The sequence below is a fragment of the Desemzia sp. C1 genome (assembly GCF_020882875.1).
Classification (GTDB): Bacteria; Bacillota; Bacilli; order Lactobacillales; family Carnobacteriaceae; genus Desemzia; species Desemzia incerta.
The window spans coordinates 202348-229290 of record NZ_JAJIZP010000003.1; the positions used below are offsets into that span (position 1 = coordinate 202348).

Sequence of the window (26943 nt, forward strand, 5' to 3'; positions counted from 1 at the left end):
CCTTCAATGTGGCATCATAGCTTAACAACTCATCTATGAGCGCTGATTCTAGACGTAAGCCAAACATAGTGTAGTAGTGATAGGTCGTATAAGATAATTCAGATTCTTTCTTTAGAATCTTTTTCCAGAACCGTTTCAACCGACGGTTTTTTTCATGTCTTCTCCATCTGAGGTGTGTAGTCGATTCATAATCGTTATTCGGGTACGGTTCAAGGAACGATTGATCAATTGAACGATATGGAAACGATCAATGATAATTTTGGCATTTGGAAAGAGAGTAGGAATGAGATTGACATAACCAGCATTCATATCGACCGTGATCGTTTCTACTATACTTCTACTTTTTAGGCTATAACAGGAAATGAAATGATTTTTTATCGTTCGGCTGTCTCTGGAAGGCAAAATATCTAGAATTTTCCCTTCTTTAGCATCTATGTATTCAAAAGCCAGGGTTCCTTTGGCGTACTTAAACTCATCAAAAGAAAGGTGTTTAGGCAACCAAGTATCCGTTGATTGGTACCGTTTAGCCTGCTCATTCATCATCCGTTGAGCAGTCGCTGAAGAAACACACGTTTGGACAGAAATGTCTTTAATCGATTGAGCCATAGATGATTTATCTAAAATTTGCGCTTTTACATAGTTGGAGATAAAACAATTTTCTTTTACGACAGGTGTTTTTGCAGTGAAAGACGCCCCACAATTTTTACATTTGAATCGTTGCTTTTTAAGCACTAAATAAGTAGGATGCACTCCACTCATTGGTAAAGTGATGCGTGAGATCTGAGTTCCGTTGGCATAGACTGTATACTGTTCATTTGGTATCTGGCACTTTATACATTCCTGAGGAATGTACGTCAAACGTCCTTTAATCATTTTACATTTTCTGCCTTTGAATCGCGTATATTCTACGCAATTATCTTCAAAAACAATATTTTTATCTTGAATATCGAGTATTTTTCGCATATCATTTGATGTAGGCAAGTGAGTTCTCTCCTTTGAATTGGTTATGGTGACTTTATTTCTACAGGAGAACTCACTTGTTTTCTATTTTTTCTATAGAAAAGACGTTAGCAAGTTTTCACTCACCAACGTCATATATTGTACAACCCTAAATAAAAGGTACCGCCAGATGTTAGGCAGAAAATCCTCCAATCTTGAAAATACTTTATTTATCAGTGTTTTGAATAACCCTATTTCTCCACCCTAGACATCAAGGCAACACACTCCACATGGTTTGTTTGCGGGAACAAATCTACTGGTTGGATTTTCTCCACATTGTAGCCGCCCTCTGCCAATAAGGCTAAGTCACGAGCTAATGTAGCCGGGTTGCAGCTGACATAAACCATTTTTGATGGTTTCATTTCTAATACAGCATCGATAAATTGTCCTTCCAGTCCTTTACGAGGCGGATCAACGACTAATAGATCTGCTGTACGTTCTTCCTCAGCCCACTTAAGCATGACTTCTTCAGCAGCTCCAAGTTGGTAAGTGACGTTTTCAACACCGTTTAATGCAGCATTTCTTTTAGCATCTTCAACTGCCATTTCAACGATCTCGATTCCGTAAACTTCTTTCGCTTTTTTCGCCAAAGCAAGAGTAATCGTTCCGATACCACAGTAAGCATCGATAACTGTTTCTTCGCCTGTCATTGCAGCAAAATCTAAAACTGTTTGATACAGTTTTTCCGTTTGTAATGGGTTGACTTGATAGAATGAACGATGTGAAATTTCAAATGTATTTCCCATTAATTCATCTCTATATTTGTCTTCACCATACAATACGATTGCTTCTTCTCCTAAGATAACGTTAGTTCCTCTTGGATTGACATTTTGAACAATGCTGACAACTTCTGGTAAAGCTTCTTGGATAGCAGGGATGATTTTACTTGTTGGGAACAATTTAGCTGTACGTGTAACCAATACAATCATCATTTCCCCAGTATGATATCCTCTGCGCACAACGATATGACGCAAGTTACCAGTATTGTCTTTCTCGTTATATGGTTTTACTCCGTATTCACGCATAATATCTCGAACAGCGATAATCGCTTCGTCGATTTTTGGATCTTGAATATAAAAATCTTCCATAGGGATCAAGTCATGACTATTTTTACGGAAAAATCCGGTTGTCAACAATCCTTCAACTTTACGCACTGGAACCTGTGCTTTATTGCGGTATCCCCATGGCTCTTCCATTCCCATCGTATCTAGTACTGGAACTTCAGGCATTCTTGCAATACGTTGCATAACATTCGCCACTTGTTTCTTTTTAAAAGCTAACTGAGCAGCATAAGACATATGTTGCAAAGGTGCGATACCTGCACGTGTATAGCTTCTGTTTTTCAAAGGAACACGATCTTTGCTTGAATTTAAACGATTCATCACTTTTGCGTAACCATAAGTCTTACCTGTTTTGTGGATTTTGACCTCTGCTTTTTCACCTGGTAAAGCGTCTTCTATAAATAATGGATACCCATTTATTTTAGCAACACCCATACCTTCAAATGTTAAATCTTCGATAGTAACCGTATGCTGTTCATTTTTATTTACTGGAATAGTTTGATCTTTTTTCAATTCCTTATTCTCCTTCCACTCAAAAACATGCTGGACATTTTTGGGGCGATTATTCTTTTATGTGCAACGGCCGGTTGATTTCCTGTTTTCTACAATTCGTCTGAATCATTTGTATAAGAATTCTTCAATTCGTTGTTTTCTTGCTCGTTTTCTGGTAATTCTCCTGTTAATTCTTCTACTTGTCTCAAGAAGGCTTCTTCCACATCATCTGCAAATTCATCTTTTTCCTCTACATCATAAGGAATCAAATCAACATCTGCATACATTTCAATGTGTTGTTTCAAGTTGATAAATTCAACAGGCGAATCTCCGCCGTACTCTCCATCTAAATTGATCATTAATGGAGTAGAATCCGTTGTTTGTGCTTTGATTTTATTGGTTTTTACATAGACAACATTCGGACTCGATATGTGTCTAGCTCCGTTTAAGAGCTTAGCAATCAAACGGAGGATTTCCAACAAATTGGCCGTTTTAACAATGATCAGAGTGAACTTGCCATCGTCTAACCTGGCGTCTGGAGCCAGCTGCTCAAAACCACCGACGGAATTCGTCAAAGCGACGAAAAACATAGAGGCACTTTCTTCAAAAACTCCATCATCGTATTCGATTCGCATAGGAACCGCTTTGACACGTGGCAACATTTCCGCACCCTTAACAAAGTAAGCTAAGTAGCCAAAAACGGATTTTAATTGAGACGGAACTTCATAGGTTAACTCCGTCAAATAGCCTGCCGCACCAATGTTGATAAAGTAAGACATTTGTTTTTGTGTGATTGATTGTCCAATGTCCATATGGATGGTTTGATTTTTCTCGATGATTTTTGCTGCAGCAATCAAATCATTTCTTGGGATATGCAATGCTCTAGCATAATCATTTGTCGTTCCTGCAGGGATGATCGCCATTTTAGGTCTTTTTTCTAGACCGGCTAATCCGTTCACGACCTCATTGATCGTTCCGTCCCCTCCAGCAGCCACAATCAAATCAAAACCCGCTCTTGCAGCTCTTTCCGCTTCATTCCGAGCTGAAAAGGGCTCAGGCGTTGTAGCAAAAGCACTGGTCTCATAACCAGCACTTTCATACACACTCAAGATGTCTACTAAATTTTTCTTCAGCAATTCGCGCCCAGATGTTGGATTATAAATAATTCTCGCACGCATCTGTTTTACCTTCTTTCCAAAATTACCGTTTGCTCAATTCTTCGTTCAACAATTTATTGACTACACCAGGGTTTGCTTGTCCTTTAGTAGCTTTCATGATTTGACCAACGAGGAACCCGATCGCACGGTCTTTTCCATTTTTGAAATCTTCAATGGATTGCGCATTGTTGTCTAAAATATCATTGATGATCGGCAACAATTTAGATGGATCACTTAATTGTACCCAGCCATTTGCTTCTACAACTTCATTGGCATCTCCGCCATTTTGAATCAATTCACGGAAAACTTTTTTCGCGATTTTTGAACTGATTGTTCCATCTGCGATCAAATTGATCATTCCTGCTAAGTTCTCAGGCGTCAATTTCGTATCGTGTAATTCTAATTTTTCACTGTTCAAGTAAGCTGATACTTCACCCATCAACCAGTTGGCTGCTTGTTTTGCATCCGCTTGATTAGCAATCGTTCCTTCAAAGAAATCGGACATTTCTTTAGTTGCTGTTAATTGCCCAGCATCATAATCAGATAAGCCAAAGTCTTTTACATAACGTAAACGACGCTCTTTAGGCATTTCAGGAATCGTTTCTCTTACCGTTTCGATCCACTCGTCTTCAATGTATATGTTTGGAAGATCTGGTTCTGGGAAATAACGGTAGTCACTAGAACCCTCTTTCACACGCATCAATATCGTTTCACCTGTTGTTTCATCATAACGTCTGGTTTCTTGTTGAATAACGCCGCCAGCAAGCAATACTTTTTCTTGGCGTTTTTCTTCAAATGCTAATCCTCTGCGCACAAAGTTGAACGAGTTTAAGTTTTTCAATTCCGTTTTTGTTCCAAATTCATCTTGACCGAATGGACGAATAGAAATGTTTGCGTCACAACGCATTGATCCCTCTTCCATTTTAACATCACTTACACCTGTGTATTGAACGATTTGTTTCAATGCCTCAAGATAAGCATAAGCTTCTTCCGGCGAACGCATATCTGCTTCAGATACAATCTCGATCAAAGGCGTTCCTTGACGGTTCAAGTCAACATAAGAATAACCGTCTGTGCCGTGAGTGTTTTTCCCAGCATCTTCTTCTAAATGAACGCGTTCAATACGGATTTTTTTCTTTTTGCCTTCGACTTCGATCTCGATCCATCCATCGTGTCCAATCGGTTTATCAAATTGAGAAATTTGGTAAGCTTTTGGATTATCTGGATAGAAGTAGTTTTTACGGTCAAATTTTGTATCTTGTGAGATTTCACAATTCAAGGCTAATGCAGCACGGATACCGAAATCTACAGCGCCTTTATTGATTGTTGGTAAAACACCTGGGTATCCCCAGTCGATAACGTTTGTGTTGGTATTCGGTTCAGCTCCAAAATGTGCTGGAGATGGTGAGAACATTTTAGAGTCTGTTTTTAATTCTACGTGGACCTCTAGTCCGATTACTGTTTCAAAATTCATGTTTCGTCTCTCCTCCTACAAATTTGGTCTTGCTTTGTGGAATTCTGTTGCTTGTTCAAATGCATATGCTGCTTGGTAGATTGTTTTTTCATCGAAATGTTTTCCGATCAATTGCAATCCAACAGGCATGCCGTCTGAAAATCCACAAGGAATTGAAATTGCAGGAACTCCAGCTAAGTTTACCGGTACTGTTAGAATATCTGATAGATACATTGCGATTGGATCATCGATTTGTTCACCGATACCATAAGCAGTTGTTGTTGTAGTAGGTCCTAAAATCAAGTCGTACTCTTCGAACACATTTTCAAAGTCTCTACGGATCAACGTACGAGCTTTTGAAGCTTGTTTAAAATGAGCATCATAGAATCCAGAACTTAATGAGAACGTACCTAACATGATACGACGCTTAACTTCTGATCCAAAACCTTCTGTACGTGTTTTAACATACAATTCCTCTAAAGATTCTACATCTTTAGCTCGGTAACCATAACGTACTCCGTCAAAACGTTGCAAGTTCGAAGAAGCTTCCGAAGAAGAAATGATGTAGTAAGCAGGAATTCCATATTTAGAATGCGGCAAACTAACCGTTTCAACGATTGCACCTAATTTCTTATACGTTTCGATAGCTTCTAAAACAGCTTCTTTTACGCCGTCTTGAAGTCCGCCTTCTTGCATGTACTCTTTCGGCACACCGATTTTCATTCCTTTAACGCCATCTGTAATGCCTTCTGTAAAATCAGGCACTTCTTCAGTATGAGACATAGCATCTTTAGGGTCATGACCACTGATAGCATTCAATGCAATCGCGTTGTCTTTTACATTACGTGTAAAAGGTCCAATTTGATCTAAACTTGAACCAAAAGCAATCAAACCAAAACGAGACACTCGTCCATAAGTCGGCTTCATACCTACTACACCGGTAAAGGCTGCAGGTTCGCGGATCGACCCGCCTGTATCTGTTCCTAAAGAAACTGGAACTTGTCCTGCAGCAACTGCTGCCGCTGAACCGCCTGAAGATCCACCAGGTACTTTATCTAGATTCCAAGGGTTGCGTGTTAATTTGAAGTAAGAGTTTTCTGTACTTCCGCCCATTGCAAATTCATCCATGTTCAGTTTTCCAACTGAGATCATGCCAGACTCTTTTACTTTTTCTGTAACTGTAGCATCATAGATCGGCACAAAGTCTTCCAACATACGACTTGCAGCCGTTGTCAGAGTTCCTTCTGTAACGATGTTGTCTTTGATCCCAATCGGCAATCCAGCTAAGATATTCTCTGGATCAATTCCAGCTTCGTCCATCTCGCGTGCTTTTATTAAAGCTTCCTCTTCAGTTAAGGTAATAAATGAGCCCACTTGATCTTCCGTCTCAGAGATGCGGGCATAAACTGCAGTCATGATTTTTTCTGCTGTTGTTTCTTTGTTTACCAGCATAGTATGCAGTTCTTCTAATGTATGATCCAACAAACTCATCTTATGCATCTCCTTCCGAATTATCTATCATTGCAGGTACTTTCACTAATCCATTTTCATGGCGTTTTACATTTTCAAATAATTTGTCGCGGTCTGTTCCAGGTACTGCTTTATCTTCACGCATAACGCTTGAAGTTGCCATACCATGCGTTGTCACAGGCACATCTTCTGTATCCAACTCACTTAATTGCTCAACCATAGCGATAATTTTATCCATTTGTTCAGTAAATTTTCCGAGTTCATCTTCGGTTATCTCCAACTTTGCTAATTTTGCAACGTGTTTGATATCTTCTTCAGTTACAACCATTTGCTATTTCACTCACTTTCTAAAAGTTCACAGATTTAAAACTTCCTTCCTATAATATCACAAACCGGGTACAGACTCTATGAATTCTTTGATTCAGCAAGGAGAATTCTTTAGAAGCGCACATTTAAAGAACACATATAGAATTTTTTCTTTTTAATCACAAAATAAAAAAAGTGAGAACAGTGAACCAGAAGATACTCGGTTCTTGTTCTCACTTTAAACGGAATCATTCATTTTGATTTAACGGTAAATGCTTTAATCAAAGACATGACTGTAAAATTGATTTTCTCCCGTCTCTCTTGCCAGGAAAGCTTCCATCCCTTTCATGGATGAAATACTGATTTCGATGGGGATATTTGGCGGTAAAAATTTCACTGCTTGATCGTAAACGTGTTGTGTGAATGCAATCACTTCTGTTTCTCCATAAAATTGAGTCACTATATCAACTTTCATTTTGACCAATGTATCGTCAATATACGTTGCTTCTGCAGTAACGCCGCTTAAGTTCGGGAAGAAACTTTCCACTTCTGATTTGAAGTTTTGGAAGCTGTTCAACTCCGTACTTTCGCCTCCTTGCAATGGAAAGACCAACTTTTTAACAGACAGATTAGTCCATCCGCCGACTGAATTACTGCCGTTTTCGCTGACACCTTCCGCTACATATGAACCTCCAGCTAAACTGTCTTGCGGAGTTTGTTTAAAGATCCCTACAACGATTGGAATTTCTTCCAATCCTTCAATTTGGCGCATACGCTCAATGATTTTATCCGCCATCTCTTTCCCTTGTTGAATCAATTCTTCTTCGCTGATCTTCGTTTCAAACGTTGCATCAAATTGTTTCTTCTGGTAATAATCAACAGTATTCATTGCCAATCCTATACTGATTCCAGACAGTTTGTACCCATTCTCTGTTTCAGTAACGTAATTTTGTTCCAAAATAGACTCTAGAAAAATGGGTGTCCGTTCGTCCGGCTCTTTGCTCCCATTGTGTTGAGGATTCAATCCTTCAAGGTTTTGGCTGCTTTCGTCCACTGTAATAGGATCCCCATACTGATTGAATCCTTTTCCTTCAGATCTATAACGTTCAAGCCATTTGTTGACTGTGCTGCTGTCCAGATATTGACCTTCTTGTATCAGATGATTATCGGTCGAAAAATGTTCTTGAGAGATTTCCAACAATCCCGTTTCAAATGCTTTTAAGTTGTAATTCGAATTTGTTCCTAATGTGGCGCCTCTGTTTGCACTAGTTTGATATTGACCATCGGTAATCAGCGAACGATAATATTCATCAGATAATTGACGTGAAGTACTCGTAGCCTCTTCTGCCGCCAATTCAGTTTCTGAACCGTGCGTCGTTGTTTCTCCTGCGTTTTCTTCCTCAGGAGCTGCACATGCAGTAAAGAACAATACACTTCCTGCAAGTAACATGAGTAGTTTGCTTTTCAAACTCTTATTCCTCTCCTTCTAATGTTTCCAACAATTGATCCTCGTTCCAAACGGGAATCTCTAAACTTTGCGCTTTTGTCAATTTGCTTCCTGCATCTTCTCCGGCAACTAGAAAGTCCGTTTTTTTAGACACACTTCCAGTTACTTTTCCGCCCAGATTCTCAATTCGTTCTTTAGCTTCTTCACGCGTAAAGTGAGTTAATTTTCCGGTCAAGACAATTGTTTTTCCATTGAAATATGAATCACTTTCTTCTGCCACTTCTTTTTTCTTTCCAAGATACTTCAAGTTGATGTCTTTTGCTCTAAGCTCATTGATCAACTCGGCCACTTCCGGAAGCTCGAAAAATGCTACTACACTCTCCGCAATGATCTTACCAATGCCTTCAATAGCTGTGATATCTTCAGCTTTTGCTTGTTGCAGCTTTTCGATGGTTTCAAATTCTTCTGCTAGTAATTTCGCTGCATTTACACCTACATTGCGAATACCCAATCCGAAAATCAACCGTTCTAATGAATTACTGCGGCTTGCATCAATAGCATTCAACAAATTGTTTGCAGACTTATCTTTGATCTTATCTAAAGTGACTAGTTGATCATACGTTAAACTGTACAAATCCGCTACATCTTTTACCAATTCTTTTTCATACATTTGAATAATGACTTTATTTCCTAATCCATCAATGTTCATGGCATTACGGGATACAAAATGAGTCAACCCTTCAATGATTTGTGCAGGACATTTTGGATTGATGCAGCGCAATGCCACTTCTTCATCTAAATGCACCAACTCGCTGTCGCAGGCCGGACAATGGGTCGGAAATTCATATGGAACGCTGTCTTCAGGACGCAAATCTTGTACCACTCGCGTCACTTCAGGTATGATGTCTCCCGCTTTATGGACTACCACAGTATCAAATAGACGAATGTCTCGCTCTTTGATCAAATCTACATTGTGTAAACTCGCTCTTTGCACAGTCGTTCCGGCTAATTGAACAGGATCCATGATAGCAGTGGGAGTGACTACTCCTGTTCTTCCAACGGTCCATTCGATTGTTCGAATGACTGTATGTGCTTCTTCAGCAGGAAACTTATACGCTATCGCCCAACGTGGAGCTTTTATCGTATACCCGATGTCTTTTTGCGCTTCAAAATCATTTACTTTGATGACGATACCGTCAATATCATACGGCAGACCGCTGCGGTGCTCTTGAAACTCTTGAACATACGCCCATACTTCTTCAATGGTTTCATAAACACGGCGCTCGTGATTTGTTCGGATACCAATAGTATCTAATTGGTCCAGCGCATCAGACTGGCTGACTGCATCAAGTTCTCCAAAATCAGCAATAGTATACATGAAAGTATTCAAATTACGCTTCGCGGTTTCTTTTGGATTCAAATTTCTTAATCCGCCAGCTGCTGCGTTTCTAGGGTTGGCAAAAATGTCTTCCCCGTTCTCTTCTCGTTCCATATTCAATGTTACAAAAGCTTCTTTCGGCATATAACACTCACCGCGTACTTCAATCGAATAAGGTTTTTTTAGTTTTAAGGGAACGGATTTTATAGTCCGAACATTTTGAGTCACATTCTCGCCCACTACTCCATCACCTCGAGTAGCAGCTTGTACCAATTTCCCTTCTTCATATTTTAAAGAAAGGGCCAGACCATCGATTTTCAGCTCACAAATATACTCCACTTTTTTATCCGTCAATTTTCGTACTCGACGGTCAAAGTCTAATAAGTCCTGTTCTCCAAATGCATTACCAAGACTCAGCATAGGAATGTCATGAGTCACTTTTTCAAATCCGGGAAGAACTGTTCCGCCAACCCGTTGTGTAGGAGAATCGCCACTGATCAATTCAGGATAAGCTGTTTCCAAGCTGACAAGTTCTCTATATAAACTGTCATATTCCGCATCTGTTACTGTGGGTTTATCCAATACATAATATTCATGACTGTAACGATCTAAAGTTTCTCTTAATTCCTCTGCTCTCTTTGTAGCCTCTTCAAAAGATAAACTCGTTGGAGAATAGTTTCCTGTTTTATCCGTCACATAAACCCCTTCTTTCTTTGTTATTTCGTAACCTCTTGGTTCATGAAACAAAAGCAGCCCATCCTCTTTTACTTGCCTTAGAAAGAAACCTGACGGGCTGTAACCTTTGTCGTACCCTTTTTCTTACGATTAAACCTTTTCGATTGGAGCGAAAGCTGCCAATAGACGTTTAATACCTGTTGGAGCTGGAAATGCAATATCCAACTGTAAATTATCAGCATTACCAGTAAGTTTGACTACTGTACCTACGCCCCATTTTTTATGCACAGCTTTATCACCGACATTCCATTCAACTTTATCTGCTCCACTGCTTACTTTGCTGGAAACTGGCGCTTGAGTTGGATACGGCGTACTGCTTGCACGTTTTTCTTTATTGATAAATGGTGCATTGCTTCTAAATGGAACAGAAGTCGTTTCTCTGTGCATCAGATCCATTACATCATCGCTGATCTCTTGGATGAAACGTGAAGGTGTATTAGCTTGCGTACGTCCATATAACACTCGAGAGTAAGCATTTGTTAAATACAATTTCTGTTCAGCTCTAGTAATTCCTACATACGCTAAACGACGCTCTTCTTCCAGTTCGTTTTCTTCCATCATGGCACGAGAAAGCGGGAAAATTCCTTCTTCCATTCCTATCAGGAAAACAACCGGGAACTCTAACCCTTTTGCTGCATGAAGCGTCATTAAAGTTACTTCACCATTTTCTGCTTCTAAGTTGTCCAAGTCGGATACAAGAGACAAATCTGTCAAGAAAGTCAATAGATCCGTTTCTCCTCCTGCATTGTCCTTTTCAAACTGTTGTGTAACAGATAAGAATTCTTGGATATTTTCTAAGCGAGATTCTGACTCTAAACTTTTTTCCAGTTCTAATGATTCTTTATATCCGCTGCGTTTCAATAACTCTTCTACCAATTCTGTCACAGGCAAGTACTCTTGCATTTTCTGCAAGTCTTTCAGCATATGACCAAAACCTTCTAACGCTTTAGAAGCTTTTCCTGTAATACTTGTTAAAGCTACGTTTTGTGCAGCTTCCAATAATGACCAATCGTATTGATTCGCAAAAGCTCTCAATTTTTCTACCGTTCCCGGACCAACCCCACGTTTAGGTACATTTACAACACGCTCAAAACTCATGTTGTCGTCCGGATTTGCAATAAGGCGCAAATAAGCTAAAACATCTTTGATTTCTTTACGATCGTAGAATTTGTGACCGCCAACCATTTTGTACGGGATATTCGATTGCAATAGACTTTCTTCAATTTTACGCGATTGAGCATTTGTTCGGTAAAGTACAGCGAAATGCCCATAACCCAGACCATTTTTTTTCATTTCTTCTTGGATCTTTGAAACAACGTAACGAGACTCATCGCCTTCACTTTGAGCACGGTAGTAAGAAATTTTTTCTCCCTCGTGGTTGTCTGTCCATAACTTCTTATCTTTTCGATTGGCATTGTTGCCAATAACATCATTTGCGGCTTGCAGAATGTATTTAGTGGAACGATAGTTTTGTTCCAATAATACCACTTTTGCATCCGAATAGTCTTTTTCAAAGTTCAAGATATTTTCCATATCGGCTCCGCGCCATCCATAAATACTTTGGTCAGCATCCCCTACGACACAAATATTTCTGAATCGGTCTGCTAATAATTGGACCAACGTATATTGAGCATGGTTGGTATCTTGATACTCATCCACATGAATATACTGAAATTTCGCTTGGTAGTACTGAAGCGTTTCAGGACTTTCTTTAAATAAACGAGCTGTCAGCATGATCAAGTCGTCAAAATCGACTGCTTGATTACGGCGCAACTCTCTTTGATAATCATCATAGCAGTCTGCCACGATTCGCTGAAAATAAGAAGTTGCTGTGTCTCTGTATTGTTCTGCTGTCAGCAATTCATTTTTTGCATTACTGATCTCAGCAAGAATAGCTCTAGGATTGAATTTCTTGGGATCAATGTCGCGCTCTTTCAGAATTCGTTTCATTAGCGTTTGTTGTTCTCCTGGATCGCTGATTGTAAAAGAACGCGTATAACCGATACGATCGATGTCACGGCGCAAAATTCGGACACACATCGAGTGAAAAGTTGAAACCCATACTTCACTCCCACCATCACGAATCAAACGACTGACTCGCTCTTTCATCTCTTTAGCTGCTTTATTGGTAAACGTGATCGCTAATATATTCCAAGGATTGACATTTTTTTCCTGAATCAAATAGGCGATACGATGAGTCAGTACTCTGGTCTTTCCACTACCAGCCCCTGCCATAATCAAGAGTGGTCCATCAGTATGGATCACGGCCTCTTTTTGACGCGGATTCATTCCATTTAATAATTCTTCTCGTAATACCACTTATTTACATCCTCTCTAATTCCTAAAGGTACAATTTACTCTTGTCATACCTGTATCCTGACTTCTGCCATTATTTCCTTGTCTATTTTACCATAGTTTGAATCTTCTTAGAGTATGAGATGCAAAACTTCAAAGTAAAATCACAAAAAAAAATACAAAAACCTCCACATTATTTAATGAAGGATTTTGCTTTGTAGTCATTGTATATGAAAAATGATTTAAACGCCTTGTAATAAAGCTAAAGATAGTTGATTCATCAAGATTCGAACCTCTTTTCTAGCATAAGCATACTTGGAATCAGCTACATATTCAGCCAACCGTTTAAGATGACGGATTTTTATTTTTCTGCACTCCAGCAAGACCGCCTGAATTTCTTTATTGTCTTGCTGATTCAACGAACGAAAAGTATCCATAAGTACGGAGACATTATAAGAATTCTTGGCATGTCTGACAAATTCTTGCCAGTAATAGATCTCTGCCTCATAAAATTCATCTCCTTGATTCCTGCCAGTCAAAGAGGACATTTTTTCCACATAGTCCAATAAATCCTCTTTTGTAAAGGAAACCTCTCTGATCTGCATTTGATGCAAGTAATCGTTCAGCATCAATTCCATAAACCCAAGACGGTCTTGGAAACCTTTATTATCGATAAGAGGTTCTTGAATGGTCGCTCCTTTATGAGGAATGATTCTTAAGATATTTTCTTCTTGGAGACGGATAAAAGCTCTTCTGATTGGGGTTCGACTGATTCCCAGCTCTTTAGACAAATCAAGTTCTGTTATATGTGTTTGGGGCAGCCATTGTCTACTAGTAATTTTATTTTTTATGTACTGATATGCTTGAGTCTCTAAATTTTTTGCTTTTACCAATTCTTTCTTTCCCTTCTTATATTTCTATGTTCCCAACTCATTACTACTATACCATTTATTTAAAAAACAATTTTGTGCCTAGGTATTACATCTGATTATAAAGATAAATCTAAGGATATTCAACCTGTTTTTAGGAAACAGCCTCCAAAAAAGAGGGCGTTTTCAAAAATTAGTCGTATTTAACCATCAGAAACCTTTTTTTATCATTAAACTAAAGTTTACAAAAAGAAAACCTTTTCCTAACACGTTTTTTATATCGATATGGTATCTTTTAATCAGTGTAATGGAGCACTGTTTTTCACCATATGTTTGTATGGTTTTGCCCCGAGGAAACTGCTTGAGCCCACAAGCAGTTTCTTTTTTACGGACACTTTTGACTTTTAGACAGACTGTTCAAAAGCAGAAACGGCCTTTGTTTCACTGATAAAAGAAGCCCCTAGAACAAGTAAGCCCCCGATAAACTGAAGCAGACTAAATTCTTCCTTGATGAATACAGCTGAAAAGAAAACTGCAGATGCAGGATCAATGTAACTCAACATAGCTGTTGTTTGACTTTTCAAGTGTGGGATGGCAGAAAAGAACAGTGCATAAGCTATTCCTGTGTGCACGACACCTAAAATCAACAAATAGATAAAAGAACTCCTATCAACTTCCATTAAGTGGAATCCTTGAGTCGTTAAGACATACGGCAATAATACAATGGACGCTACAGATAATTGAATAAACGTACTTTGTAATCCTGACAACTCTTTGACAAATCGATTGACGAGAATGACGCTGGCATAGAAAACAGCAGCACTTAATGCTAATCCGATACCTTTGAGATGGCCTGGACCTCCCAGCCCTGATCCGCCTCCATTAACGATTAGAAACATCCCCAACATAGCGGCTGCGGCACAAAGAAATTTTCTAAATGTCAATTTTTCTTTAAATAGACTTGCTGAAACGACAACAACGATAATGGGGGCAACATAGTAACTCAAAGTTGCATTTGAAATCGTAGTGTAACGATAAGATTCGAACAATAAAATCCAATTGATACCAATGGCTGCTCCAGAAAAAAATAATGCCCATGCATTCTTCTTAAGGACAGATACAGGGATGCTGTCTTTTTTTGTCATTAAGACTCCAAGTAAAAATAAACTCCCAAAGAGTCCTCGATATAGGGCAATTTCACTGGAGGAAAGGGCAATATTTTTTACGAAAATACCGATGGTCCCAAAAGTAATCATCGAAAAAATAATGCTGATTTTTGCTTTTTTCATTTCTGCACCTGCTCTTCTTTTGTATAGTGAAACACACAAAAACTAGAGCAAAAGCTCTATTTTTGTGTGTTGTTTTTGCTATGTGTCTATCCTGATTTTTTTCTTGCAAGAAACAACGAATCAGATCAATCAAGCCCTAATCGTTTGAAAACTTGATCTACATTTTTTAAATGATGCTGATAGTTGAATGCATCATCTAACTCTTCTGTAGAAAGAAGTTTGCTGATTCGTCCATCTTCTTCCAATAATGGTCTGAATTGTATCTGTTCGTCCCATGCCTGAGCAGTTTTAGGTTGAACTAGATCGTAAGCTTCTTCGCGGCTCATCCCTTTATCAACCAATTTCAGTAAAACACGTTGGCTATAAATCAATCCGTAAGTAGCATCCATATTGCGCAACATATTTTCTGGAAAAACAGTTAAATTTTTAACCAAGTTGCTGAATCGATTCAACATATAATCCAGTAAAATAGTCGTATCAGGAATAATGATTCTTTCAGCAGAAGAATGTGAGATGTCTCTTTCATGCCATAACGTAACATTTTCGTAAGCAGTGATCATGTGACCTCTTATGACGCGAGCTAATCCACTCATATTTTCTGAACCGATTGGATTGCGTTTATGAGGCATAGCTGATGATCCTTTTTGCCCTTTTGCAAAGTACTCTTCTACTTCGCGTGTTTCTGATTTTTGAAGACCTCTGATCTCAGTAGCGAAACGCTCAATACTGGTCGCGATAAGCGCCATTGCGGAAATATATTCAGCATGCAGATCACGAGGTAAGACTTGGGTAGAGATTTCTTGAGCTCTGATTCCTAGACGATCACAGACATACTCCTCGACTTCCAGAGGAATATTAGCGAACGTTCCAACAGCTCCGCTGATTTTCCCTGCTTCCACGCCTTTTGCAGCATGTTCAAAACGCTCAATATTCCGTTTCATTTCAGAATACCAAGTACCTAACTTCATGCCAAAAGTAGTCGGTTCAGCATGGACCCCGTGTGTTCTGCCCATCATAACCGTGTACTTGTGTTCTTTTGCTTTTTCACCAATCACAGCAAGGAATCTGTCTAGATCTTGACGTAATATATCATTCGCTTGTTTGAATAAGTATCCATATGCTGTATCTACAACATCTGTACTTGTCAGACCGTAGTGAACCCATTTCCGTTCTTCTCCTAATGACTCTGATACAGCACGTGTAAAAGCAACCACATCATGACGAGTCTCTTGTTCGATCTCAAGGATACGTTGAACATCAAAAGAAGCATTTTCACGAATCTTTTGAACATCTTCTTTCGGAATCTCTCCTAATTCAGCCCAAGCTTCATCAGCCAATATTTCGATTTCCAACCAAGCATTGTATCGATTCTCATCCGTCCAAATAGCTCCCATTTCAGGTCTGGTGTAGCGTTCAATCATCTTTTTAGTCTCCCTTAAGTAAAAATTTTCTTGCTGAATTATTGAAATTCCCTTTATTACTTTAGCATTATGTCTTTCATCTGTCATGATTTATCTTTATTTTTTTGGACTGGATGAGATAGAAAAAAAGATCAACACAATGTCGTTGATCCTTTTCAAAAAAATATCAGTTCAAAATACCTGTATCTTGCAGCAATTCTATCGTCATATCAATGTCTTCTGTCAAAACCGTTATATGTCCTATACCTTCCTCATAGTCTCTTTCAACTCCGTAATAGTAAAAATGCCAATCCGGCTTCAATTGAAGCTGATTTTTCACTTCAGAACGGTTATTTTCAAAAGCTTTTACCATCACAGCTTTAGAGTGTAACTTAATTTCCGGCAACGGCCATCCGCAGATAGCACGGATATGAGCATCGAAAAGCGATATAGAACAAGCATCCATCGTGCTTAATCCGCTATCGTGAATCGTTGGCGTAATATCGTCCACATATAAGGCACCACTGGACGTTAACAATAATTCTACTGTCATTGTGCCTATCAAATGGCTTCTTTGAGCAATATCTAAAGCTATCCGATTCACTTCTTCTGCTACTTCATCATCGATATGCGCTGGAAACAAACTCTGATACAAAACATCCTCTCGATACAAGTTTTCAGAGATTGGAAAAGTCCGTATTTCTCCTTGAGGGTTGCTGACCACTGAAACGGAAAGTTGTCTTTCAAACGGGATCAGCGCTTCTAAGATACAAGTCCCGTGAACAAGCAATGCTGCACTTTTCTCAAAATCTTCTTCACTGTATAATGTAACTTTCTGCTTTTTCTTTTTGTCTCGATGCAATGTCTTTAATACACAAGGAAACCCTAGTTCTCTGCTGGCGATTTCAATGTCTTCTGGTGAAACAATCGTTGCATAAGGAGCGATATTAAAATTCGCTGCTTCTAAATAGGCTTTTTCCAATAATCTGTCTTGAGCAACATCTAATAGTTCAATTCCTTGCGGGAAAGAAACCGTTCTGGAAATTCTTTGAGCTGATTCTGAAAATACATTTTCTGCTTCAATCGTTACGACATCACATTTAAACGCTAATTCTGTTAGAAGCTGAGGGTCATTGATATCCCCTACTAATTGCCAATCAGCTAGTTGAGCGGCTGGACAGTCCAGTACAGGATCAAGAATACCTACTTGATATCCCCTTTTTTTAGCAGACAAAGTCAGCATTCTTCCTAGGTTTCCTCCGCCAATAATACCAATCACTTTGCTAGGAGTTATCACATTTGCCAAGATTTATCCCTACCTTCTAAATATTCAGTTTTTTTCATCGATTTTTTGTTGTTTTTGTTCTAGTTTAATTTCTTTTCTGCGCTTTTTCACACGTTTCGTCCAGAATCCGCCGCTAATGTATTTCGGTTCATATGAAATGACAAACGCTTTTGGTGCTAATTCTTCGATCTGTTGATACAATTTCCGTTCTGTCTTGCGGGGGGTCAGGATTTCTAATACCATCCGGTCGCCTTCTTTACCCAAGGCGTAACTTGTTGTTACCCCATATCCTAACTCACGTAATTTAGAGGGGATGTCATTCTCAATAGACGGTATGATCGCTGTAACCATAATATACCCTAATGCTAGATATTCTTCAATTTTAATCCCGGCTAAAATTCCGGCACCGTATCCTAAAGCATATACTAAGATGTTCCAAAAATTATCTAAACGATCCAATACAAGCCCTAATCCTACGATGTAAATAGTCGTTTCTGCCATCGCTACTAACGGTGCAGCTAAACGGTATCCTTTCATCGTCAACATCATCCGAATCGTCATCAAAGTGACGTAACCTACGTTGATCACAAATATTGTTGCTAATAGTCCCAAATCTATTTCCATTTTAGCTATACTCTCCTTGTCTGATAAATCTGCCAAATTAGTATCTAACGTTAACCTGACTCTTTACGCATTCAGTAAATCTCTTTAGTTGCTCATTTAGTGTTGTGACAGATTTTCCTCTACAAACTCAACCTGTCCCTTCTCTAATGAACGGATACGCGCAAGAGAGTAAACATCTGCTCCTTGTTCCTCCAATAAAGAACGACCCGTTTGAAACGATTTTTCAATAACAATGCCGATTCCGCCTACTGCTGCCCCTAGTTGCTGACAAATGCTCATTAACCCTAACGCAGCTTGCCCATTGGCTAAAAAGTCATCAATGATGAGAACAGTATCATTTTTTGACAGCACAGATTTTGAAACAGATATCGTATAATTTTGTTGTTTGGTAAAAGAATACACATCAGCTGCCGCCAATTCATCTGTCATCGTAATCCCGACATTTTTCTTTGCCACAACAACAGGCACACCTAAAGACAGTCCTGTAAAAACAGCCGGAGCGATTCCTGAAGCTTCAATTGTTATAACTTTCGTGATCCCTTTTTGCTCAAAGTAATTTGCAAAATCTTCTCCCATGGCTTGCATCAACGCAGGATCTATTTGATGATTCAAAAATTGATCCACTTTCAACACACCTTCACTTAATACACGCCCGTCTTGTACAATTCTTTCTTCAAGTAATTTCATTCTCTTCCTCCCGTTGATAGGTTCTCTATTTCTCCATAATGACTCGCAGCTAAAAAGATTTAGATAGAACAAAAGGTTAAACCAATTGCTGGCTTAACCCTTATGTTAATTATTTGTCTTCGTCCATAAGATTTATTCCTGTAGTATCTTGGGTTTCATCTATTCTTTCAACAATCAAATTGCTGATTCGTGAAGATTCGATTTCATTTGCTTTCAACAAGAAGTTTTCGTATTCGACAAATGCATCATCACCATCTCTAGGAATATTTCCATATTCTATAATGAAGAATCCGGCAATAGTATCAACGTCTGAAGATTCAAGACTCGTGCCAAAGAACTCATTGAACTTAGATAATTGAGTGGATCCGTCTACTAAATAACGATTATCATTGATTTTTTCAATCAATGCATACACTTCATCGTACTCATCGTCGATATCTCCTACGATTTCTTCCACCACGTCTTCCAAAGTCACGACTCCTACCACACCGCCGTATTCGTCATTCAATACAGCCATCTGATTGCGCGTTTTTCTCAATTCATAAATCAAATCATCAATATAAATTGTTTCTGGGACAAATAACGGTTCATTTAGTATGTCTTTTAAATCGATCTCGTCAATATTACGGTTTCGGCTTTCTCTCAATAAGTTTTTTACATGGATGATCCCAATAATGTTGTCCTTATCTTCAAAGTAAACAGGGACACGTGAATATGGGATATCTAATAGTTTAGGGATGTTTTCCTCATTCCCATCATCGTAATCAATCATGAATGTATCTGTTCTTGGTACCATGACTTCTTTAGCCATTTTAGTATCTAAAGACAAGACACCTTTCAACATTGAAAATTCGCCTATATCAATAGCTTCATCTTTTTGACTTTGCTCTAAGTAAGAACGAAATTCGTCACGCGTCATCTTCTCTTCTTCTTCCGAAAATTCAATTGGTGTAATTTTCTTCAACATATTTGTTGATAATGAAAGAAGTTTTACGAAAGGCATCATCACTTTTTGAACGGCTAATATAATTCCTGCAGTTCCAAGAGCAACACTTTCTGAACGCTGTAAAGCTACTGTTTTTGGAAACAGCTCTCCAAATACCAATGTGATATAGGAAATAATTATTGTCACGATAACAACTGCTATAGTTGAAGCTCCGGGAATATCTCCCAACAACGGCATAAAACGATTTGCTAATGATGTAGCTGCAGAGGCACTGTTTAAGAAACCTGCCAATGTAATTGCTACTTGAATAGTAGATAGAAAGTTGTCTGAATTGCCTAATAACTTCAAGACGTTTTTCGCTTTCTTATCACCATTTATGGCTTTCTCGTTTATTTTGCCTTTGTCTAAGGAAACAAACGCCATCTCTGCTGCGGCAAATAATGCGTTAATTGCAGTCAAGACTACAATTAAGATTATCTGGACACTCAGCGAAGAATCACTTCCGGGGTCTGGGGTCATTTATCATCTTCTCCTTCAATAGTCATAAAAATTCATTTATAAAACATTACCACTGTACCATTATTTAACCTTTATTTCAACAAACGATTCTCATTGGTTTCTAATCAATTTGTCTGTTATTAAAAACCAGTTATTGCAATAACTTCGGCATTTCTTCTAAGACAGATTTTAATAGCTCGATCACTTCTCCACTTGCGCTTTCTTCCAACATTCCCAACATCATGTAAGAATTATTTTCTGCATCAAATGTCAAAACGAACCCATTGTTCTTGTCTACGTTTTGGAATTCAGCTGTTGCTGTTTTTGCGCCGATTGAGTAAGGCAGATCAGCTAATTCGTGAGCTGTTCCATTTTCATCCGTTACAACTTCAAGCAAATACGAACGAATCAACTCAGCGGACTCTTTAGACACTACTTGTTTAGGTTCAGCTGTTTCTTGATCACTGGTCAATTTCGGATAAATCATTGTTCCACCATTCAAAAATGCACTATACGATACGATTTGCTGGATAGGGCTCATCAACAATTCTCCTTGTCCATAAGCCGTATCGGCTAACAGAATCTCAGAATCCAGTTTGCCAGAGTTGGACAATTGAGCCGGCTGCATAACTAGCGGCAAATCGAACTCTTCTCCAAATACAAAGTTGCTCATGCCTTTTTCAACCGTCTCTTGCCCCATTTCTAAAGCTTCTTGAGCAAAGAAAATATTATCTGAATAAACTAATGCTTCTCTTAAAGAAACGTTATCCACTTCGGTTACACGATGTACGGCATAATTTCCCCATGACTCATTCGCCTGCCAAGTATCTCCATCGATTTCGTGTACTTCTTCAGGATTTGTCGTCCCTGAATCAAGACCAATTCCTGCTGTGATCAATTTAAACGTTGATCCTGGTGCCAGACGAGCTGTATACCGGGAAAGAAATGGTGTATTTTCATCATCCAGATAAGCTTGGTAAGCTTCATTGGTAATCCCTCTCGTCATCAACCCAGCATCATAAGAAGGAGTACTGACAAGAGCTAACAAGCTCCCGTCTTCAGGGTCCATGGCTACTACAGATCCGTTTTTCTCTTGTAGTGCTTCATAAGCTTTTTGCTGCACATCTGCATCGATCGTTAACTGGATATCTTCCCCATTTTGAACTTCTTGTTCTTTTAAGACGGTTTTCGTCGTTCCTTTCCCATCTTTTAGTACGATTGAACCACCAAATTTGCCGCGTAACCGCTCATTATAAGCAGCTTCCAGCCCAGATTTTCCGACGATTTCCCCAGCAGTCAACGTTGGATTCTTTTCGATCTCTTCAGCATTCACTTCGCCAACATAGCCGATTAAATGAGCTGTAGCTTCATTCAAAGGATAAGTCCGCATGCTGACCTCTTGATACATTACACCTGTCAATTCCTCAGTCTCATCGGAGGCTATTGTTTTAAACGGCACAAAAGTATCTTCCGTAACCCAGCTTTGTTCCAACAATCCTTCAAGGTACTCTACTGAAACTTCAAACGTTTCACTAATTTTTGTGAGATTATCTGTTCGTGCATCTTCTTCGCCTAATGCTCCAGGATAAAGACCAGCTCTCATCCAAACACCAGCTGTTGCCAATGGATCTCCGTCTCGATCCACAATTTTACCCCGTTCGCCTTTTTCAAATTGTGCCTCAACTACATCTCCGGGCTCCATATCAGGCAAGACGAGATTTGGCTGCCAATCCACGAAAAACTCCTCTTCAGCACCTTTTGTTAAAGTAGCCGAATAGGGTAGGTTTTCCATTGTCCCAATTGGTGTCACGAAGTTTAGGACATATGAAAATTCCATCACATCATCCGATTCGTTTTCATTAAACACTACATCCGTTACTTCAACATCATTCACTTGCATTTCATTAAAAGAACTCTGATACAATTCTTCTACTTGCTTTTTTGTAAATCCAGCATCTACCAATGAGGATTCATTTAATACAGTAGGTAACGCAGAGAAATTTTGTTCTTCTAAGTAAGCAATAAATTCTTGAGACTTTTCTTCCGCTGCAGCTGAATCTGAATTTTTCCCGTTAAAATATGACCAAGCCATCCAACCGATTACGCTGATAACAGCTACTAAAAAGACAACAACTGCTATCCACATTGGTTTACTCAACCCCCGTTTTCTTTGTGGTTGATTCGTCGACATTTACCACTCCTCCTTTAAGTTTGTTTCCTTTTTACACTTGAATACACTTATAGTTAGTTTACTCCAAACCCTTTGTTATTCCTAGTATATTCTCTATAGACATCTGTGCTGAGATAAAAGTTCCTGACTGGTTAATCATCGTATTGATGAAGCTGATATTGTTCAATCAAACGAGTCAGCTTTTCTGCATAAGTGGGGTCTGTGGCATAACCATTATCTTGTAAGGCTTGTGCAGCTTCTTGATAATTTTCAGCCGTCAGCACCGTTGTATACTGATCCGCATTCCAGTTGGTCCCATTGACAAATAATAGAGCATGGTCATCCATTGACTCTTGCCAAGTGTCGTACTTTCTAAAAGGAGCTTTTATCTCGATCCACTCTCCGTTTTCAAACTCTTTTGTTTCCATCATAACCGTATTTTCTGGACTGCTGCCTTTTATGCCGTAGAGATTCTTATTCTCAGTTGCCAACTCACTCGTCCCCCAATCTGATTCTAAGATAGCTTGAGCGATACTGATACTAGGCAGCAAATCGTATTGTTCTTGCAATATTTTTGCATGACCAGAAATTTGAACGATAAACTCTTCTTTTTCTCGACTCGAATTCAACGGTTCGATAATGGATTTCCCCAAAAAAGTTAATGCTCCAAAAAAAACAAAAAACAAGACAAATAATACCATTAGTATGCGACTAGGTAACAAGCGTCTTTGTTTAGCACTTTTTTTTCTGTACGTCGTTTTCTTCTTTTTCTTCGCCTGCGCCACCTTGACTGCTCCTTTCACAACTTAGGATAAAAACGAGTTATTCTATCCTTTGTTCTCCTGTTTTTCCAGCTTTTTCAAGAAGCTCAATGTATTCTTCCAAAGACAATCCATACTGCTGGATAAATTGAGCATTTTCTACTCCTACATAACGAAAATGCCAAGACTCGTATTGAATACCCGTCTCTGTTTCTTTATTTTTAGGAAAACGCAGAATAAATCCGTAGTCCGCTGCCGTACTGACCAGCCATTGTTGGGATTCTTGCGTGTCATATTCCGGCACTAACCCTTTTCCTGTACTGAGCCATTCATTATCTACCATATCCAGTGCTAAACCATTGTGGTGTTCACTGCCTCCAGGAACAGCAATATAGTCTTCCGTTTTTTCAATAGCCTCTTCTTTAGAGTAGCCTTCATTGATGTAACCTTGAATACTGGCATCATAATTAGCTTGCTGCCTTTCAATTGAGCGGTAAGAGGAAGCTAAGAAAATTGTATAACCTGCTTTTTTGGCAGCTTCCATCCAATTCGTATAAGGCTCTACTATACGAGCATCGACTTCTTTTTGATCAGCTACTGTTTCCAATGGAATCTCAACCGTCTCATCAATCGGATGCCAATTATTGACCAAAACCAAATTCCAATCTGCTGTCGATACATCTGGTAATGCAGCGATCATCTCCTGCTCTTTTTCTTCTTCCGGCGTCAGAGCCGTTGATTCTTCAGATTCCTGACTGACTTCTTCGCTGTTTAAAGATGTGGATTCATTCGTTACATCCGTAGATTCATTTTGGCACCCAGCCAATAACCCTACTGCTAGCATTGTTGCCCATAATTTCAATTTCATTGTTAAGACTCCGTTCATTTCATATCATTAGTTGCACTTATTCTATTTTATAGAAATTTTTTCGCTTTTCAACCTACCTTAGACTGAATTTTACTTCTTTCTTTTTTTATCGACTACTTCAACACAAAACAAATCAGCAGGAAGAAACTTCCCGCTGATGATTGGTTAAATTTATTATTCATTGTTTTAAATTTCTTTAGACACGAAAAGGTTGTTCTACGTTCTTGCTGAACCATTCCAACAAACCTTGTTTTTCAGTTTCCAATTGCTGCTGTACGATTCCTGGCAAATGCAATTCAATACGGTCCTTATAACTCCAGAAATCATAACTGATCTCTATGCGTACAATGGTTTGATTGATTTTGCGGTGATGAGCTTCTGCGTTCTCTTCTGGCTGATGATGAATCTCTATTGTTGCCATATTGCTTCTCAACCATTTTTTCGCTACGTGATATTTCATGTTCATATACTCTGCGACCGGATTTTCTGCTACCTCTGAAATCAACAAGGAATTGCGGCAAACCTTTTGGACAAGCATCCACTCATAATCCGTAAACAATTGAGCCAACTTATTCATGTTTTCTGTTTTTAAACCTTGTTGGCCTTTTTTCCAACGATCCCAACTTTGGGGAGAGATCCCCAATTGTTCAGAATAAAAAGCCTTTTCTGTTGCATATTGTTCTTTGACTGCCCCTAATACAATGGCTACCAATGCTTCATGCATACTTCATCTCTCCTTATCCTTGAAATGATGAACACCTTTCCTTAAATCAATTTAAACGGTGACGAGAATAATGGCTGCAGCAAAATAACTTTCTTTTTATACTTTTATAATACACTTAATAGGTTAATTTGCCAGTTATTTACTCCTTTCTGTTGCAACTATTTGACCCTAGTTGGCGAAAATTATATGTTAACTATGAGGACTATTGAGATTCAATTTTTCTTAAGAAAGGAGGAAACAATTTATGTTAGACACCATTTTATTTTTTGGTTACTTCGCTGCATATTTATTTTTATTGATTTGGGGTATCAAGCTAGCAGCACGCTACGGGTGGAACGATCTCTCAAATGTACTGCTGCTCGTTATTATCGGATTGGTTTACGACAATGGTGTACTGGCTGTGGGTAAATTCATTGGAGAAGGCAGTTTACTGGAAAACTTAAGTTACCCTCGGTTTTATATGCACGCTTTTTTCACCCCTTTACTGGTGTTGTTTTCTTTGGGCGCGATGAAAAAAGCTGATTTCAAATGGGCGTTTAAAAAATGGTTTCAAGCTATTATTTATCTATTGACATTGGGTTTAATCGTTTACGAACTATTCAGTGAAGTACTCGGACTGACTTTAGAAGCCAATTGGAAATATGGTGTGTTGAGTTACAGCAACGTTGAACCAGCTTCCGGAGTTCCTTTAATGGTGTTGTTTGTTTCACTGATACTGATTTTCACCTCTATTATTGTCTGGAGAAAACAAGGTTGGATCTGGTTTTTTGTCGGTACATTAATCATGTTCCTTGGAAATACATTCCCTATTTCATTACCAAGTGCAGCTATTACAAATGCTTTCGAGTTGATTTTGATCGTCTCTTTGTTCTTTACTAAGAGGTTTCAAGATACTCGTTCATTTAAACAATCGACATAACTTTCACTGTACTTCTTTTGACAAATACGCAATAATGAAAGCGGAACTTTTTTATTGAGAGGAGGATTAGAAGCTCTAGTATCATGAATGATAGAGAGTTTCTAAAATACTATATGACAACTGTTAATTGGGGAATCATCGGTTTAGGAGATATCGCATCCAGTTTTGCTAAAGATTTTAATGTCCAACAAGCTACTTTGCTGGCGGTGGCTTCACGTAATTTGGACAAAGCAAATGCATTTGCGGAAAAGTACGGGATTGAAAAAGCTTATGGAAATTACGAAGAAATGTTGTTTGATCCGGATATTGATGTCGTGTATATCGCTACTCCGCACAGCCATCATGCAAAGTATATTTTAAAAAGCTTGCGAGCTGGTAAACACGTATTGTGCGAGAAGGCAATCACTATGAACAATAAAGAGTTGGACGAAGCTTTAGCTGTAGCTGAAGAAAAAAATCTGATTTTAGCTGAGGCAATGACAATTTACCATATGCCTCTTTACCATAAATTGCAAGACATCATCTCCACTGGAAAACTAGGCAAATTGAAAATGATTCAAGCTTCTTTTGGAAGCTTGAAAGAAGCTGATCCGACTAACCGCTTCTTTAATAAAGAGATTGCAGGCGGAGCTTTATTGGATATTGGAGTGTATGCTTTAGCCTTTACTCGATTCTTCTTATCCAGCCAACCTACTGAGATTTTAACAACTATGAATCCATATGAAACGGGTGTCGATGAGCAATCTGCTGTCATTTTGAAAAACCCAGATAATGAAATGGCTGTCGTCAGTTTGACTTTCCGTGCTAAGATGCCTAAAGTGGGTATCGTTGCTTTTGAAAATGGTTTTATTACTGTTGAAGATTACCCTAGAGCCAATACTGCAACCATTACGTATCCAGATGGTTCTTCTGAAACCGTGACAGCGGGCGACTCTAACGAAGCTCTAAATTATGAAATCGAATTGATGACGAGCAACATTGTACAACAAGCACCGAACAAGCACATTCAATTGACTCATGATGTGATGTCTATCATGGATAACTTGCGGGAACAATGGGGCTTGTGTTACGATTTTGAATAACATTTGAGTTCCTAGTCTAAAACGAATC

General features: G+C 38.8%; 22 protein-coding genes. 2 read left to right on the forward strand and 20 right to left on the reverse strand.

All coding sequences use genetic code 11. From position 1 onward, the window contains the following. Positions 1 to 135 precede the first annotated feature (135 nt). The 20 genes from LMF32_RS01430 to LMF32_RS01525 form a co-directional block, all read right to left on the reverse strand. A complete protein-coding gene (locus LMF32_RS01430; RefSeq protein WP_230523609.1) occupies positions 136 to 981 on the reverse strand; it encodes a transposase in 846 nt (281 codons plus the stop codon). Positions 982 to 1190: 209 nt separating this feature from the next. Further along, the gene (gene rlmD, locus LMF32_RS01435) at positions 1191 to 2573 is read right to left on the reverse strand and encodes a 23S rRNA (uracil(1939)-C(5))-methyltransferase RlmD (RefSeq protein ID WP_230523610.1); all 1383 of its coding nucleotides are present in this window, start codon (positions 2571 to 2573) and stop codon (positions 1191 to 1193) included. A gap of 89 nt (positions 2574 to 2662) precedes the next feature. Further along, the gene (locus LMF32_RS01440; protein ID WP_230523611.1) at positions 2663 to 3730 is read right to left on the reverse strand and encodes a diacylglycerol kinase; all 1068 of its coding nucleotides are present in this window, start codon (positions 3728 to 3730) and stop codon (positions 2663 to 2665) included. A 22-nt stretch (positions 3731 to 3752) separates the two neighbouring features. Continuing rightward, positions 3753 to 5183 (reverse strand): Asp-tRNA(Asn)/Glu-tRNA(Gln) amidotransferase subunit GatB, encoded by a 1431-nt coding sequence (gatB, locus tag LMF32_RS01445; RefSeq protein WP_230523612.1) that lies wholly within the window; start codon positions 5181 to 5183, stop codon positions 3753 to 3755. Between the two features lie 15 nt (positions 5184 to 5198). Continuing rightward, positions 5199 to 6653 carry an Asp-tRNA(Asn)/Glu-tRNA(Gln) amidotransferase subunit GatA gene (gene gatA / locus LMF32_RS01450; protein WP_230523613.1) on the reverse strand — a complete coding sequence of 485 codons (1455 nt, stop codon included), beginning with the start codon at positions 6651 to 6653 and terminating at the stop codon, positions 5199 to 5201. Position 6654: 1 nt separating this feature from the next. Then, on the reverse strand, positions 6655 to 6960 hold the full coding sequence (gene gatC, locus LMF32_RS01455; protein WP_092479447.1) for an Asp-tRNA(Asn)/Glu-tRNA(Gln) amidotransferase subunit GatC: 306 nt from the start codon (positions 6958 to 6960) through the stop codon (positions 6655 to 6657). Between the two features lie 255 nt (positions 6961 to 7215). Further along, complete coding sequence (locus LMF32_RS01460) at positions 7216 to 8406, reverse strand: CamS family sex pheromone protein (RefSeq protein ID WP_230523614.1); 1191 nt, start codon at positions 8404 to 8406, stop codon at positions 7216 to 7218. Between the two features lie 4 nt (positions 8407 to 8410). Further along, positions 8411 to 10459 (reverse strand): NAD-dependent DNA ligase LigA, encoded by a 2049-nt coding sequence (gene ligA / locus LMF32_RS01465; RefSeq protein WP_230525055.1) that lies wholly within the window; start codon positions 10457 to 10459, stop codon positions 8411 to 8413. 129 nt (positions 10460 to 10588) lie between these two features. Next, positions 10589 to 12817 carry a DNA helicase PcrA gene (pcrA, locus tag LMF32_RS01470; protein WP_230523615.1) on the reverse strand — a complete coding sequence of 743 codons (2229 nt, stop codon included), beginning with the start codon at positions 12815 to 12817 and terminating at the stop codon, positions 10589 to 10591. Between the two features lie 218 nt (positions 12818 to 13035). Then, entirely contained in the window at positions 13036 to 13686 is a 651-nt protein-coding gene (locus LMF32_RS01475) for a GntR family transcriptional regulator (RefSeq protein WP_230523616.1), read from the reverse strand. 380 nt (positions 13687 to 14066) lie between these two features. After that, positions 14067 to 14951 (reverse strand): DMT family transporter, encoded by an 885-nt coding sequence (locus LMF32_RS01480; protein WP_092479442.1) that lies wholly within the window; start codon positions 14949 to 14951, stop codon positions 14067 to 14069. Between the two features lie 125 nt (positions 14952 to 15076). Then, a complete protein-coding gene (gene purB, locus LMF32_RS01485) occupies positions 15077 to 16372 on the reverse strand; it encodes an adenylosuccinate lyase (RefSeq protein WP_092479441.1) in 1296 nt (431 codons plus the stop codon). A gap of 166 nt (positions 16373 to 16538) precedes the next feature. Beyond that, positions 16539 to 17648 carry an ATP-grasp domain-containing protein gene (locus LMF32_RS01490; RefSeq protein ID WP_347401921.1) on the reverse strand — a complete coding sequence of 370 codons (1110 nt, stop codon included), beginning with the start codon at positions 17646 to 17648 and terminating at the stop codon, positions 16539 to 16541. 33 nt (positions 17649 to 17681) lie between these two features. Continuing rightward, positions 17682 to 18260 carry a DUF2179 domain-containing protein gene (locus tag LMF32_RS01495; RefSeq protein WP_230523618.1) on the reverse strand — a complete coding sequence of 193 codons (579 nt, stop codon included), beginning with the start codon at positions 18258 to 18260 and terminating at the stop codon, positions 17682 to 17684. 96 nt (positions 18261 to 18356) lie between these two features. Beyond that, positions 18357 to 18947: a xanthine phosphoribosyltransferase gene (locus tag LMF32_RS01500; RefSeq protein ID WP_230523619.1), complete on the reverse strand. Its 591-nt coding sequence runs from the start codon at positions 18945 to 18947 to the stop codon at positions 18357 to 18359. Between the two features lie 109 nt (positions 18948 to 19056). After that, positions 19057 to 20412: a hemolysin family protein gene (locus LMF32_RS01505; protein WP_092479437.1), complete on the reverse strand. Its 1356-nt coding sequence runs from the start codon at positions 20410 to 20412 to the stop codon at positions 19057 to 19059. Positions 20413 to 20542: 130 nt separating this feature from the next. Further along, the gene (locus LMF32_RS01510; protein WP_230523620.1) at positions 20543 to 22582 is read right to left on the reverse strand and encodes a penicillin-binding transpeptidase domain-containing protein; all 2040 of its coding nucleotides are present in this window, start codon (positions 22580 to 22582) and stop codon (positions 20543 to 20545) included. A gap of 131 nt (positions 22583 to 22713) precedes the next feature. Next, positions 22714 to 23346, reverse strand: coding sequence for a glycoside hydrolase family 73 protein (locus LMF32_RS01515; protein WP_230523621.1), 633 nt, complete (start codon positions 23344 to 23346; stop codon positions 22714 to 22716). 37 nt (positions 23347 to 23383) lie between these two features. After that, entirely contained in the window at positions 23384 to 24190 is an 807-nt protein-coding gene (locus LMF32_RS01520) for a M15 family metallopeptidase (RefSeq protein ID WP_230523622.1), read from the reverse strand. A 196-nt stretch (positions 24191 to 24386) separates the two neighbouring features. Then, positions 24387 to 24914: a hypothetical protein gene (locus tag LMF32_RS01525; protein WP_092479434.1), complete on the reverse strand. Its 528-nt coding sequence runs from the start codon at positions 24912 to 24914 to the stop codon at positions 24387 to 24389. 244 nt (positions 24915 to 25158) lie between these two features. Between LMF32_RS01525 and LMF32_RS01530 the strand changes: the two genes are divergently transcribed. Both LMF32_RS01530 and LMF32_RS01535 read left to right on the forward strand, forming a co-directional pair. Then, positions 25159 to 25833, forward strand: coding sequence for a hypothetical protein (locus LMF32_RS01530; RefSeq protein ID WP_230523623.1), 675 nt, complete (start codon positions 25159 to 25161; stop codon positions 25831 to 25833). 83 nt (positions 25834 to 25916) lie between these two features. After that, complete coding sequence (locus LMF32_RS01535) at positions 25917 to 26915, forward strand: Gfo/Idh/MocA family oxidoreductase (protein ID WP_230523624.1); 999 nt, start codon at positions 25917 to 25919, stop codon at positions 26913 to 26915. Positions 26916 to 26943: the final 28 nt, after the last annotated feature.

Excerpts from the sequence above, each read along its gene's own strand:
- LMF32_RS01500 (WP_230523619.1), bottom strand. The coding sequence starts at position 18,947 with ATGAAATTACTTGAAGAAAGAATTGTACAAGACGGGCGTGTATTAAGT.
- LMF32_RS01520 (WP_230523622.1), bottom strand. The coding sequence starts at position 24,190 with ATGAAATTGAAATTATGGGCAACAATGCTAGCAGTAGGGTTATTGGCT.
- gatB (WP_230523612.1), bottom strand. The coding sequence starts at position 5,183 with ATGAATTTTGAAACAGTAATCGGACTAGAGGTCCACGTAGAATTAAAA.
- gatC (WP_092479447.1), bottom strand. The coding sequence starts at position 6,960 with ATGGTTGTAACTGAAGAAGATATCAAACACGTTGCAAAATTAGCAAAG.
- LMF32_RS01495 (WP_230523618.1), bottom strand. The coding sequence starts at position 18,260 with ATGGAAATAGATTTGGGACTATTAGCAACAATATTTGTGATCAACGTA.
- LMF32_RS01505 (WP_092479437.1), bottom strand. The coding sequence starts at position 20,412 with ATGACCCCAGACCCCGGAAGTGATTCTTCGCTGAGTGTCCAGATAATC.
- gatA (WP_230523613.1), bottom strand. The coding sequence starts at position 6,653 with ATGAGTTTGTTGGATCATACATTAGAAGAACTGCATACTATGCTGGTA.
- LMF32_RS01525 (WP_092479434.1), bottom strand. The coding sequence starts at position 24,914 with ATGCATGAAGCATTGGTAGCCATTGTATTAGGGGCAGTCAAAGAACAA.
- purB (WP_092479441.1), bottom strand. The coding sequence starts at position 16,372 with ATGATTGAACGCTACACCAGACCTGAAATGGGAGCTATTTGGACGGAT.
- LMF32_RS01530 (WP_230523623.1), top strand. The coding sequence starts at position 25,159 with ATGTTAGACACCATTTTATTTTTTGGTTACTTCGCTGCATATTTATTT.
- LMF32_RS01535 (WP_230523624.1), top strand. The coding sequence starts at position 25,917 with ATGAATGATAGAGAGTTTCTAAAATACTATATGACAACTGTTAATTGG.
- LMF32_RS01440 (WP_230523611.1), bottom strand. The coding sequence starts at position 3,730 with ATGCGTGCGAGAATTATTTATAATCCAACATCTGGGCGCGAATTGCTG.
- LMF32_RS01510 (WP_230523620.1), bottom strand. The coding sequence starts at position 22,582 with ATGTCGACGAATCAACCACAAAGAAAACGGGGGTTGAGTAAACCAATG.
- LMF32_RS01480 (WP_092479442.1), bottom strand. The coding sequence starts at position 14,951 with ATGAAAAAAGCAAAAATCAGCATTATTTTTTCGATGATTACTTTTGGG.